The sequence below is a fragment of the Gordonia sp. WA4-43 genome (genome assembly GCF_020520305.1).
Taxonomy (GTDB): Bacteria; Actinomycetota; Actinomycetes; order Mycobacteriales; family Mycobacteriaceae; genus Gordonia; species Gordonia hongkongensis.
Map to the genome: position 1 here is coordinate 2,659,785 of NZ_CP084736.1, position 13,178 is coordinate 2,672,962.

The following is a 13,178-nucleotide window of genomic DNA, read 5'->3' on the forward strand; positions in this document are numbered from 1 at the left end:
GCGACAATGTACCCGTGAGTAGGCCCCATGTTTCGCACCTCAACCAGAACCTCAAGCCGCTCGAGCAGTCGCTCAAGCTGCAGAACGTGTGTTACGAGATCCGCGGTCCCGTCCACGCGCACGCGCAGCGGCTCGAGGCGGAGGGCCATCGAATCCTCAAGCTGAACATCGGCAACCCGGCGCTGTTCGGTTTCGAGGCCCCCGACGTGATCATGCGCGACATGATCCACGCCCTCCCCTACGCGCAGGGCTACTCCGAGTCGGCCGGTGTCCTGTCCGCGCGTCGTGCCGTGGTGACCCGCTACGAGCTCATCCCCGACTTCCCGTACTTCGACGTCGACGACGTCATCCTGGGCAACGGCGTCTCCGAGCTCATCACGATGACGATGCAGGCGCTGCTGAACGACGGCGACGAGGTTTTGATCCCGGCACCCGACTACCCGCTGTGGACCGCGATGACCTCGCTGTCCGGCGGGCAGCCCGTGCACTACCGCTGCGACGAGGAGAACGGGTGGAACCCCGACGTCGCCGACATCGCCGCGAAGATCACCGACCGCACCAAGGCGATCGTCATCATCAACCCGAACAACCCGACCGGCGCGGTCTACTCCCGCGAGGTCCTCGAGCAGCTCGTCGAACTCGCCCGCGAGCACTCGCTGTTAATTCTCGCCGACGAGATCTACGACAAGATCATCTATGACGACGCCGAGCACGTGAACGTGGCCTCGTTGGCGCCGGATCTGTTGTGCCTCACCTTCAACGGTCTGTCGAAGGCGTACCGCGTCTGCGGCTACCGCGCCGGGTGGGTCGTGATGACCGGACCGAAGGACCACGCGCGCGGGTTCATCGAGGGCATGGGCATCCTGGCGTCGACGCGCCTGTGCGCCAACGTGCCGGGCCAGCACGCGATCCAGGTGGCCCTCGGCGGTTACCAGTCCATCGAGGCCCTGGTCTCCCCCGGTGGCCGGTTGTACGAACAGCGGAACGTGACCTGGGAGAAGCTGAACGAGATCCCCGGGGTCAGCTGCGTCAAGCCCAAGGGCGCGCTGTACGCCTTCCCCCGCCTCGATCCCGAGATCTACGAGATCCACAACGACGAACTGTTCGTCCAGGATCTGCTGCTGCAGGAGAAGATCCTGGTGGTGCAGGGCACCGGGTTCAACCTCGACGACCACAACCACTTCCGCATCGTCACGCTGCCGTGGTCCCGGGATCTGACCGAGGCCGTGGAGCGGATCGGCAACTTCCTGTCGTCGTATCGACAGTGATCCCGCGGAGTTCCGCGAGAAGTCCCTGGTGAGGGCCCGGTCATCCGACCGGGCCCTCACTGCTTTTCCGGGGTCTGGACATTTGTGTAACCGTTGGTAACGTGTACCTCCATCGGCGGGGCACACACAACGAGGTGACAGATGGCTCAACAGGCGATTCGACGACCCGAGTGGCGTCCGGGGACCGTCAGCAACAATGGGATCCGGCTGGCCACCTACGAGCTGGGCGATCCGTCGAAACCGACGGTGCTGCTGGTGCACGGCTGGCCGGACACCCACCACCTGTGGACCCACATCGCGCCGCGGCTGGCGGAGCAGTATCACGTGGTCGCCTATGACTGCCGCGGCTTCGGCGAGAGCGACCGCCCCCGGCAGGTCGCCGCCTACCGCCTCGACGAGCTCGCCGACGACCTGTACGCGGTCGCGGAGTCGGTGAGTCCCGACGACGCCGTACACGTGGTGGCACACGACTGGGGATCGGTGCAGACATGGGAGGCCGTCAGCCGCCCGCGCGCCAACGCCCGCATCGCCTCATTCGTCTCGGTGTCCGGCCCCAACCTCGACCACCTCGGTCAGTTCGTCCGCGATCAGGTCGCCAGCCCCACCCCTCGACACCTGCGCAATGTGCTCGCGCAGTCGATGTCGTCGGCTTACACAGGGCTGTTCCAGCTTCCGGTGCTCCCCAACGTGTTGTTGCGCGCGATGGGCAATCCGGCGGTGTGGAAACAGTTCCTGCGCGCGGTCGAGGGCACGCCACCGGAGAACGTCGACGTCGCCGACTCGTTGCGCCGCGACATGGTGAGCGGCCTCGCCCTGTACCGCGCGAACATCCGCGCCAAACTCCTGCGGCCCGATCCGCGGACCACCACGGTGCCGGTGCTCCAGGTGGTCAACGAACGCGACATCGCGCTGCGGCGGGCCATCTACGACATCACGCCGACGTACGTCGCGAAACTCTGGCGCCGCGACACCCCGACCGGACATTGGCTGCCCTACACCAACCCCGACTATCTGACCGATCTCGTCCTGGATTTCCTTGCGGTGCAGACCAACAGTGGGGCCCCGGCCCCGGTCATCGAGCGGGCCCGGCTTTTCACCGAACCGAAACCGCTGGCGGGCAAACTCGTCGTGATCACCGGTGCGGGCAGCGGCATCGGACGCGAGACGGCCCTGGCACTGGCCGAACGCGGGTGCGAGCTCGTCCTGGCCGACCTCGACCTCGCGTCCGCCGACGAGACCGCCCGCGCCTGCAAGGCCGCGGGGTCGGCCGCGCACGCCTACCTCCTCGACGTCTCGGACACCGCCGAGTTCGCCACCTTCGCCGCTCGCGTCCGAGAGGCCCACGGCATCCCCGACATCGTGGTCAACAACGCCGGAATCGGTTTGGCCGGTGGGGTGTTGGCGGCCACCGACGAGCAGGTCGACCGGCTCCTCGACGTCAACCTGCGCGGCGTCGTCACCGGCAGCCGGGAGTTCGGCCGGCAGATGGTCGAGCGCGGGGTCGGCGGGCACATCGTCAACATCGCGTCGGCCGCGGCGTTCACGCCGTCACGCAGCCTCGGTCTGTACTCGGCGTCGAAGGCGGGGGTGCTGCTGTTCTCCGAGTCGCTGCGCGCCGAGCTCGCCGAACATCGCATCGGCGTCAGTGCGATCTGTCCCGGGCTCGTCGACACCAACATCGTCTCCTCGACGCCGATCGCCGGCCTCGACGCCGAGACCGAACAAGCACGCCGCGATCGGCTCGACCGGTTCTACCAGCGCCGGGGGTTCACGCCGGACCGGGTCGCAAGTGAGATCGTCGCGGCCATCGAGCACAACAAGGCGGTGGTGCCGGTGACCGTGGAGGCGAAGGTGGGCTACCGGATCTACCGCTTCGCGCCGTGGCTGTCGCGCATCGGCGCCCGTCAGAACATCACGGGGTGAACGCCATGACGCACAACGACAATCGTGCACCGGGGGACGCACCGTCGGCCGATCCGGGGCCCGTCGAGCTGCACGCCCGCAACGTGGCGTTCGACTGGGACGATGTCCCGCTCCACTGGATACCCGGCCACCCGGTCGCGTCGAACTTCATCAGCGTGCTCAATCTCCTGCTCCCGGAGGGCGAGCGGTGGTTCGTGCAGACCTACAACGAGGCCCTGCCGCTGGTCGACGACGAGGAACTCGCCTCTCGCATGCGAGGATTCATCGGCCAGGAGGCGATGCACGCCGAGGCCCACGATCACGTCCTGTGGGAGTTCCTCGATCACCACGGCATCGACCCGCGGCCCTACCAGCTCCAGATGGAGTGGATCTTCCGCAAGGTGCTCGGCCCGCTGGAGGGTGGCACCCAGGCGGCCCGCGACAAACACCTCGTCGAACGCCTCTGGCTCATCGCGGCTTTGGAGCACTACACCGCCATCCTCGGCGACTTCGCGTTGAACAACACCTGGACCCGGGTCGGGGCGCACCCCACGATGACCGACCTGTTCATGTGGCACGGCGCGGAGGAGGTGGAGCACCGGGCCGTCGCACACGATGTCGCCGCGTACTTCGGCGACGGATATCTGCGTCGCGGCCGGGCGATGTTCGTGGTGCTGCCGATCCTGTTGATCCTCATCCAGCGGGGTTACCGATTCATCATGGGCCAGGACAGGTCGTTGTCGTACAACTACTTCCAGAAGACCTGGCATTACCACCGCGGGGTGCGGGCCGGCGTGCTCCCGAAGATGCGGACGATCGTCTTCGCCACCTTCAGCTACTTCCGGCCCGGGTTCCGGCCGGAGGACATCGGCAGCACCGCACAGGCGGTCGCCTATCTCGCGAGCTCGCCGGCCGCGCGCAACGCGGCGTGAGTGCGGACGGGAGAGCAGGGTCATGAACCAACGCGCGCATCCGCATTCGACAACGCTCACGCAACCACCGCCCCACCTGCACGGCCGATGGCGGCATGACCCGCTGCTCACGTTCGGCACCATGGTGTTCCGGGCGTGGTGGCCGGTCTGGCGGCCGCTGTCACCGCTGCGCCGAGGTGCGGTGCGCGACGGAACCACCCGGGTCCGGATCGTCGGACGCGAGGTGGTCGCGCGCGACGAGAACGTCATCGCGCTCACCCTCGCCGCCGCGGACGGTGGCGCGCTGCCGAACTGGCACGCCGGGGCGCACATCGATCTGTTGTTGCCGTCGGGACGCATGCGGGAGTACTCACTGTGCGGTGACACCGCGGATCGGGAGCACTACCGGATCGCGGTGCGCCGGATTCCCGACGGCGGTGGCGGTTCGGTCGAGGTCCACGACTCGTTGCGTATCGGCGACGTCTTCTCGATCAGAGGTCCCCGCAACGCCTTCCCGTTCGCGGTCCCCGGCCACGGATCACCTGCGCGCCGAATCCGCTTCGTCGCGGCCGGCATCGGCATCACCCCGATCCTGCCGATGCTCGCCACCGCCGAGCGATTCGGGCTGGACTGGTCGATGATCTACACCGGCCGCACCGCCGAGTCGATCCCGTTCCTCGACGAGGTGGCCGCGTTCGGCGACCGCGTCACCATCCGGACCGACGACGTCCACGGACTGCCGAGCATGGCCGAACTCGTCGGTCCCGTCGACGCCCCCGCCGACCTCGCCGTCTACTGTTGCGGCCCGGTTCCCATGCTGGAGGGGCTTCGCCGTCATCTCGCGACACGCGCCGACATCGAGCTGCACTACGAGCGGTTCAGCCCGCCACCGGTGGAGAACGGCTCCGAGTTCACGGTGACGCTGGCCTCGACCGGTCAGGAGATCCCGGTCGCCGCAGACGAATCGGCGCTCGCCGCGATCCGCCGAGTGGTGCCGTCGGTACCGTACTCGTGCCGGCAGGGATTCTGCGGCACCTGCAAGGTCAGGACGCTGTCCGGCGAGGTCGACCACCGCGACAACATCCTGACCGAGCCCGAGCGCGCGGCCGGGACCATGCTGACCTGCGTATCACGCAGTCCCGGCGGGAATCTCACCCTCGACCTCTGAGGCTTCCGCCCCCTGAGCTGAGGTGTGAGGAGCGCTGGCGACAACCCCTCCGCTCCCTGAGGTGCGAGGAGCGCTGGCGACAACCCCTCCGCTCCCTGAGGTGCGAGGAGCGCTAGCGACGAGCCACGAAGGGTTCCCGCTCCCCCGCAACAAGAATGCCGCCGCGACGCCCGCGACCGCCGTGACGGCAACCGCGGCCCAGACCGCGTCGTGCAACCCGACCATAAAGGCGTCCTGCACCGCGATCCGAACCGCATCACCGATCGCGCCCGGCGCCTGGTCGGCCACCCCGACCCCGGCCATCACCGATTGCTTCGCCGCGTCGACCGCCTCGGCCGGCAACCCGCTGCCCGACAGCCGGTCCCCGACCCCGGCGACATACGCGGACGTCAGGATCGACCCGAGGACCGCGACACCGAGCGTCCCGCCGATCTCGCGTGTCGTGTCGTTGACCGCACTGCCCGCGCCGGCCTGTTCCGGACGCAGCGCGTCCATGATGAGCTGGGTGCACGGACCGGAGATGAAGGCGAGACCCGCCGCCATCAGCGACATCGCCCAGATGATGAGTTCCCAATACCCGGAGTCCCGCGCGGAGAGCTCGACGAGCGCGAACCCGCCGGACATCAGGAAGGCCCCGGTCACCGAGACCACCCGGGGCCCGAAACGGTGCGACAGTGCCATCGCGACCGGCGACAGCGCCGCCATCACGATCGCGAACGGAAGGGTACGGACACCAGCGGCCAGCGGACCGTATCCCTTCACCGCCTGGAGGAACTGCGTGATCAGGAAGATGAAGCCGAAGAGCGCGAAGAACGCCACGCTGATCATCCCGGCGGCGGTGGCGAAGCGCCGGTTGGCGAAGAGCCGGACGTCGAGGATGGGGTGCGCGATCCGCAGCTGTGTGGCCACGAACACCGCCAGGATGGCCACTGCAACAACGACACCCACTACCGTGCGCGCCGTGGCCCAACCGACGTGGGGTGCCTCGATCAGGGTGAAGGTCAGCAGGCCCGGGCCGGCGATCGAGAGCACGACCCCGAGCGCGTCGAACCGGGGCACCGACACCGGTCGCGTGCCGGGTACGACCGCCAGGATCATCGCGAGGGCCACCACACCGAACGGGACGTTGACCCAGAACACCGATGTCCACGAGAAGTGTTCGAGGAGCCAGCCGCCGAGAACCGGTCCGATGGCCACTGCCACTCCGGAGACCGCCGCCCAGATCCCGACAGCCATCGCGCGTTCCCGGGCATCGACGAAGATGGTCGTGATGATCGCGAGCGTGGCGGGGAAGACCAGCGCCGCGAAGACCCCGAGCCCCGCACGGCCGGCGACGAGCTGCCCGAGGTTCTGGGATGACGCCGCCAGCACCGACACCAGCATGAAACCTCCGATGCCGGTGAGGAGCACCCGACGGTGCCCGAACCGGTCACCGAGGTAGCCGCCGGTCAACAGCAGGCCGGCGAAGACGAGCGTGTAGGCGTCGACGATCCATTGCAGGCCCGAGATCCCGGCGCCGAGGTCGCGGGCGAGCGTCGGGAGGGCCACGTTGACGATCGTGTTGTCGATCATCACGAGTAGTTCGGCGAAGCTGAGGGCGCCCAACGCCCACCAGCGAGCATGCGTGCGTTCGGTTGGCATCGATCTTCTCCTGGTCGAGTGGCGCAAGCGGTTTCGGCGATCCGTTAGAACAACGTTCCAGCGTTGTAGAACAGTGTTCTATTCAAGAAGAACACCGTTCCAGTAGGTTGTCAACATGTCTCCCGCGAAGCCGCGCACGCGTACAGCAGGCGCCGACGTCCGATCCGCGCTGCTCCGGGCAGGTCGCACAATCCTCGAGCGCGATGGCACGGCCGGTCTGACGGTTCGGGCCGTGGCCGGTGAGGCGAAGGTCGCCCCGATGGGCGTCTACAACCACTTCGACGGCCGGGACGGCCTGCTGGACGCCCTGGTCACCGACGGTTACGCCGAATTCGGACGGGCGATTGCGACGAGGGATGACGATCCGGCGACTCGTCTGCGCAACGCCGGTGTGGCGTACCGGAAGTTCGCACTCGCCAATCCGGTGCTTTACGGGCTGATGTTCTCAGCGCAGTGCACGCCCGAGATCGACGTGGCCGCAAACGCATTCGAGGTCCTCGTCGACACCATCCGGTACGGCCAGGTGGCCGGGGTCATCTTGTCCGCCGACCCCGTCGAACAAGCCATGCAGACCTGGTCCGCCGTTCACGGCGCCGTGAGTCTCGAACTCGCCCATGCCTATCACCCCGACGTCGATGCATCGGCGAACTACGAGAACGTCCTCGACTTCGTGGCGCGCGCACTGGCGCCCCGGCCCGGCGACTGAGACCCGGCTCGGGGACGGTCATCGGGTTCGTGCGTCAGGGCAGGACGATCGGCGGCAGACCGGGAAGCGGGATCGTCACGCCGCCTGGCGGACGCGGAGTCCGCGACCGGGGACGAGGCCGGGGCGCAGGCTCCTCCGCGGAGGGCGTCGTCGTCTCCGGCGGAGGAGGAGTCGTGTACCGGCGCGCCGGTTGCCGGGCCTCGGCATAGATTGCGGGATCGGCGAACTCGGGTTCCGGAGTGGCGGTGGTGCGCTGGGGAAGCGGCGCGGCGACGGTCGGCGACGCCTCATCGTGTCCGACGGCCAACGCCGTGGCCACCGCGACGACGGCCACCGCGCACAGCAGCGCCACCGCGGCGAGAACGCGCTTGCCTCCGCGCCGCCGTCGGCTCGCGCCGGCCGAATGCGGCCCTGCTACGGACACGTCGGAGTGCGGTGGAGCCCCGATGGCCGACCCTGTGTCCGCCGAATACCCGGCCATCGGATCGACGTTCACCTCCCCATCGCCGGACCGGACGGGCGGCGTGGGCGTATGCGCCGACGTCCACCGTGGCGCAAACTCGGCCGACGGCGGCGGCTCGGCAACCGGATTCGTCGGCGTGCGCTGATCGTGACCGACCGGAGAGAGCTCGGAGAACTGCTGGTCGTCCCGAAGCGGCTGGGCGCGAGGGACATCCGGGGCAGCAACATACGGAGCGAGCCCCCCGAACGCCGTGGCCACCACCGGTGGCGACTGAGTGACGGACTCGAAGATGGGGGTGTCGTGCGTGTCGTGCGTATGGTCGTCGCCACGCGGAGCCATCTCGGCGGGGGCCGAGAAACCGTCATCCGACCGGGTCGGGACCGCATCCTGTTCGGCGGGCGGGGTCGCCACCCCCACGTCTGGTTCGATCACATCGCCGGACACTGCGATCGCGTGCGGTACCTCCGGTTCCGCCGCGTGTCCGCCGTGCGCCGGGGGCCGAGTGATGCTTCCCGACGGATCGACGTCGACGACCGGCACGGGTACGGCTCGCGCAATCGCGTCCCGGAGGCCGGGCCATGCGCTCACGCGATCGGCGACCACGACCGCGGGGGCGGAGGCTCCGGACACCGCCGCGCGAGCGAGGTCTTCGGCGCGTGCGGTCAGCGGGGCTCCGGCTTCGGCGACGTCGCGGCGCGCCATGCGGAACAGCCGGATGTGGTCGCGGCCCATCAGGAAGGTGCCGTCGGACTCGCGGAGCCGCTCGCGGCCGCGGGTGACGAGGTCGAGGACCTCCTCGTGCCATTCGCGCGAGGTCGGTGCCGCCACCCGCCCGACCCGAACGAGATGGTCGGCGATCACCTCATCCAGGACGGCGAGGGTGAGACCGGAATCGGAGTAGGAGTCCGCGACGGTCCCTCGAGTCGGGTCCAGGCGTCCCACCGAGACGCCCGCCCGCGGATCGAGATCGAACAGCACGACCTCGGCGTTCTGCGCGATCCCCCGCTCAGCGAGTTCGGCGCGCACGGCGTCGACGACGGCAGCACTGACCGTGACCTCTGCCTGCGCAGACGTCGGTGTCACGGCCGGATCGGCCACCGTGTCGGTCATCTGGTTGATTCCTGCACCTCACGTGCACCTCGCCTCATGTCCCCCACCGGCGAGTAGGTGCCCCCTGGACAGTCGCGAGCTCAACCTAGCACGACTCAGCGGACGGTGGCCCCCGGCGCATATCCGTTCACCTGCTCGGACGGGTGGTTTCGCGGCGCAGGGCGGGTGGGAGCGGGGCCGCCCAGGGCGCGGTAGTCCCAACCCGCGTCGCGCCACATCTGCGGGTCGAGGCAGCGCCGGCCGTCGACGATGCGTTTGGCGCGGACGACGCCCTCGAGTTCTTCGGGCGCCATGTGCACGAACTCGGCCCACTCGGTGGCGATGACGACGACGTCGGCCCGGTCGCACGCGTCGCGCGCCGAGGTGGCGTAGCCGAGGCTCGGGTGGACGCGTCGTGAGTTGTCCATGGCCTTCGGGTCGAAGACGGTCACGGACGCCCCTTCGAGCGCCAGCCTGCTGGCCACCGTCAGCGCGGGTGAGTCACGGACGTCGTCGCTCTCCGGTTTGAAGGCGGCGCCCAGGACGGCGACGTTGCGCCCGAGGACCTCGCCGCCGAGGGCCTCGAAGACCAGTTCCACCGCCGCACCCCGGCGACGCATGTTGATGGCGTCGACCTCCCGCAGGAAGCCGACGGCCCGCGGGGCGCCCATGTCGTCGGCGCGCGCGGTCAGGGCGCGGATGTCCTTGGGCAGGCAGCCCCCGCCGAAGCCGAGACCGGCGTTGAGGAATCGGCGTCCGATCCGCGGGTCGTGCCCGATCGCGTCGGCGAGGGTGTTGATGTCGGCGCCGGCGATCTCGCACAGTTCGCTGATCGCGTTGATGAACGAGATCTTGGTGGCCAGAAAGGCGTTCGCCGAGACCTTCACGAGTTCGGCGGTGGCCCAGTCGGTCTCGATCAGCGGCACGCCGGTCTCGAGGATCTCGCGGTAGATCTCGCGGGTGACCTCCCCGGCCGACGACCCGGCGTCGGGGTCGTCGGCGGCCGTGTTGAGGCCGCTCGGGTCGAGCGAACCGGTACCGAGGACGAGCCGATCCGGCCGGAGCGTGTCCTCGACGGCGAATCCCTCGCGCAGGAACTCCGGACTCCACGACAGTTCGACATCCGCCCCGGCGTGCGACAGTACCGAGATCCGTTGTGCGAGTTCGGCGCAGGTGCCGACCGGTACGGTCGACTTGCCGATGATGAGGTGGGCGCCCCGCAGCGTCGGCACGAGCGCGTCGATTGCCGAGTACACGTGCGAGAGGTCGGCCCGGTGCCCGCGGGGTTCCTGCGGGGTCCCGACGCCGAGGAAGTGCACCGAGGCGTGGTCGGCGGCCGCGAGATGGTCGGTCGTGAAGCGGAGTCGTCCGGCGTCGATGTTGCGGCGCAGGATGTCGGCGAGCCCCGGCTCGAAGAACGGGACCTCGCCGGCCTGCAGGCGTTCGATCTTGTACGGATCGACGTCGATGCCGACGACGTCGTGCCCGAGTTCGGCCATGCAGGCCGCGTGAGTGGCACCGAGGTAGCCGCATCCGATCACCGTGAGCTTCATGAGGGCAACGGTTACCCAGGCGGAACCACCGGTAACCATCCTCGTCGTGGCGGGTTGTCATCGGCTGGGTGAACTTCCGGAGCCGCGCCCACCCGGTCCGTCCACCCGCCGGTTGAGCCGAGTCGAACCCCTCAGTCGTGCTTCTGGAAGTTCAGGTACGCCTTCGACGGGGTGGGGCCACGTTGTCCCTGGTACTTCGATCCGACCGACGCGCTGCCGTACGGCTCCTCCGCCGGGCTGCTGAGGCGGATGAGGCACAGCTGCCCGATCTTCATGCCGGGCCAGAGGGTGATCGGAAGGTTCGCGACGTTCGACAGCTCGAGGGTGATGTGGCCGGAGAAACCGGGGTCGATGAAGCCCGCCGTCGAATGCGTGAGGAGGCCGAGCCGACCGAGTGACGACTTGCCCTCGAGTCGGCCGGCGAGGTCGTCGGGCAGCGAGCACACCTCGAGGGTGGACCCCAGCACGAACTCACCCGGGTGCAGCACAAAGGGCTCGCCGTCGGCGGGTTCGACCAGCGAGGTGAGTTCGTCTTGGCGTTGTGCGGGGTCGATGTGGGTGTAGCGGGTGTTGTTGAACACCCGGAACAGGCCGTCGAGCCGGACGTCGACGCTGGAGGGCTGGACGAGGGCGGGATCGAACGGATCGATGGCGAGGCGCCCGTCAGCGATCTCGGCGCGGATGTCGCGGTCGGAGAGCAGCACGGTGTCGAGGTTATCGAATGGTCAGGGAGGATCTGCGCCGGTGTCGGTCGGCGCCGACCCTCCGCTCTCCGGTGCCGCTGTTCTGCGCCGCCGCCGGACATCAGCGCGCATTCGGTCGAGGATCGCGTCGGTGCGATGGGCATGGTTGATCCGCGGCGTCGGCGACGGGTGCGCGCGGGGCGGGTGCCAGACGGCGCGGCCGGCGTCGACCCCTTCGGTGGCGATGGTGGTGGCCCACTGATCCACCCCGGTGCCGACCACTCGGTTGTGTGGTGGGCAGGCGGTCGCGAGGGTGTCGAGGTCGGTGGATCCGTGGTGGGCGTCCCACTCGACGACGTGGTGGATCTCGCAGTCGAACGACGGCCGCGTGCATCCCGGGAAGGTGCAGCCGCCGTCGCGGGCGATCGCGGCGATTCGTTGTGCGCGCGAGGCCAATCGCCTGGACCGCCCGAGGTAGAGCACCTCACTGGAGTGGTCCCGGAACACCGCGAGATGGTGCTGCGCGTCCGCGGCGAGATCGATGGCGTCCTTGATGGGCAGGAGGGTTCCCGTCGCGGTCCGTGCCGGGTCGCCGGCCGCGTCGCGCAGCGCCGATTCGGTGATGGAGACGACGAGGTGTGGCGGCAGCCCGTGGTGCGAACCCCCGAGCGCGCCGGCGTCGAGCACGAAGCGCAGCATGGCGCGCAACGCGTCGTGGTTCCGCTTCTCGGTCGTGCGCTCGTCGCGTCCGGCAGCGGCGGCCAGCGCGTCGGGGTCCGCGGCGGCGGGGTTGCCGGTGGGCGACTCGGGATCGGCGGGATTGTTCATCCCAGGAGCGGCCCACACCGACAGGACGACGTCGAACATGGCGCGCGTCACGGGGTCGAGCGTTGCGGTCAGCCGGGACATCAGTTGGGCGTCTTGCGGCCCGAGTTTGAGTCCGCGGTTACGGGCGCGGTCGCGATCGTCGGTGATGGTTCCGTCGGGGTCGAGGTGGGCCAGGATGCGGGCGCCGAGATCACGGAGTGACGACGGGTCGTACTCGCGTGCGTAGTGCGCGAGCGTTGCCTCGGCGGCTTCCCGGTCGGCAGGGTCCACGTCGGCGGGGATCTTGCGCATCACCTCGATGACGACGTCGACGTGGCGTCCCGAGATCTCGCCGTCGGCAACACCTTTGGCGGTCTCGGGGAAGCGCGGTTCGAGCGGCACCCCCTGCATGTCCGGGAACCTGCCCAAGGCCCAGACCCGGTTCATCAGGCGGGTCGCCTCGCCGCGCCGGTGCAGACCGTGGCAGAGGAAGTTGGAGACGGTCTGGCACCCCATCTTCCGGTACGCCGACCGCTCGTCGATGTCGACGATGTGATCGGTGAACAGCGACAGCATCCGTCGTTCGGCACGCTCGTGCTCGATCGCGACCTGTAGGAGGTCGGTGTCGGAGCAGTCCGTGGACTGCGTCTCGGCGATCTCGTCCATAAGTGCATGCAGGCGCTTGTACTGGTCGAGAAGAAGTGGTGGTGGTGCAGATGGCTCGGTAGAAGCCATGATTTCATCCCCCGTCATCATGGCTTTACTCGAAACTACGTTCGAGACTACCGGCCGGTCGTCCAGCGCGCAACCCCGTCCCGCGAATTATTCTGCGTCGCAACCGAATCGCGTCGGCCCGCCGATACCCGGTCTCGCCCAGATGTCGCGGTTCGTTGCGCCTCACGCCACGATCTGCGACATCTGCGAGTGCTGACGACCGGACCGGCCACGGGTTTGCTAGGCTGTCGTTCGCGAGTCCGGCACTCGCAC

10 protein-coding genes are annotated in these 13,178 nt (G+C 68.8%); 5 read left to right on the forward strand and 5 right to left on the reverse strand.

Translation table 11 applies throughout. The annotated features are described in order from the left end of the window. The first annotated feature begins 14 nt into the window (after positions 1-14). The 4 genes from LEL84_RS11935 (at position 15) to LEL84_RS11950 (ending at position 5,249) form a co-directional block, all read left to right on the forward strand. Positions 15-1,268 carry a pyridoxal phosphate-dependent aminotransferase gene (locus LEL84_RS11935; protein ID WP_004022424.1) on the forward strand — a complete coding sequence of 418 codons (1,254 nt, stop codon included), beginning with the start codon at positions 15-17 and terminating at the stop codon, positions 1,266-1,268. A gap of 141 nt (positions 1,269-1,409) precedes the next feature. Next, the gene (locus LEL84_RS11940) at positions 1,410-3,191 is read left to right on the forward strand and encodes an SDR family oxidoreductase (RefSeq protein WP_226514177.1); all 1,782 of its coding nucleotides are present in this window, start codon (positions 1,410-1,412) and stop codon (positions 3,189-3,191) included. Positions 3,192-3,196: 5 nt separating this feature from the next. Beyond that, positions 3,197-4,102, forward strand: coding sequence for a metal-dependent hydrolase (locus LEL84_RS11945; RefSeq protein ID WP_226514178.1), 906 nt, complete (start codon positions 3,197-3,199; stop codon positions 4,100-4,102). Positions 4,103-4,124: 22 nt separating this feature from the next. Next, complete coding sequence (locus tag LEL84_RS11950; RefSeq protein ID WP_226514179.1) at positions 4,125-5,249, forward strand: PDR/VanB family oxidoreductase; 1,125 nt, start codon at positions 4,125-4,127, stop codon at positions 5,247-5,249. On the opposite strand, the gene LEL84_RS11955 is transcribed toward LEL84_RS11950, so the two are convergent. After that, the gene (locus LEL84_RS11955) at positions 5,211-6,890 is read right to left on the reverse strand and encodes a DHA2 family efflux MFS transporter permease subunit (RefSeq protein WP_226514180.1); all 1,680 of its coding nucleotides are present in this window, start codon (positions 6,888-6,890) and stop codon (positions 5,211-5,213) included. The two genes, LEL84_RS11950 and LEL84_RS11955, sit on opposite strands and share 39 nt — an antisense overlap. A 115-nt stretch (positions 6,891-7,005) precedes the next feature. On the opposite strand from LEL84_RS11955, the gene LEL84_RS11960 reads away from it, so the two are divergent. After that, entirely contained in the window at positions 7,006-7,596 is a 591-nt protein-coding gene (locus LEL84_RS11960; protein ID WP_058249636.1) for a TetR/AcrR family transcriptional regulator, read from the forward strand. A gap of 34 nt (positions 7,597-7,630) precedes the next feature. Here LEL84_RS11960 and LEL84_RS11965 read toward each other — a convergent pair whose 3' ends face one another. The 4 genes from LEL84_RS11965 to LEL84_RS11980 all read right to left on the reverse strand — a co-directional run bounded on the left by LEL84_RS11965 (position 7,631) and on the right by LEL84_RS11980 (position 12,926). Then, a complete protein-coding gene (locus LEL84_RS11965) occupies positions 7,631-9,169 on the reverse strand; it encodes a hypothetical protein (protein ID WP_226514181.1) in 1,539 nt (512 codons plus the stop codon). 95 nt (positions 9,170-9,264) lie between these two features. Further along, positions 9,265-10,701 carry a UDP-glucose dehydrogenase family protein gene (locus LEL84_RS11970; RefSeq protein ID WP_065631630.1) on the reverse strand — a complete coding sequence of 479 codons (1,437 nt, stop codon included), beginning with the start codon at positions 10,699-10,701 and terminating at the stop codon, positions 9,265-9,267. A 131-nt stretch (positions 10,702-10,832) separates the two neighbouring features. After that, positions 10,833-11,405: a dCTP deaminase gene (gene dcd / locus LEL84_RS11975; RefSeq protein ID WP_058249633.1), complete on the reverse strand. Its 573-nt coding sequence runs from the start codon at positions 11,403-11,405 to the stop codon at positions 10,833-10,835. A 21-nt stretch (positions 11,406-11,426) separates the two neighbouring features. Next, complete coding sequence (locus LEL84_RS11980; protein WP_226514182.1) at positions 11,427-12,926, reverse strand: HNH endonuclease signature motif containing protein; 1,500 nt, start codon at positions 12,924-12,926, stop codon at positions 11,427-11,429. Positions 12,927-13,178 lie beyond the last annotated feature (252 nt).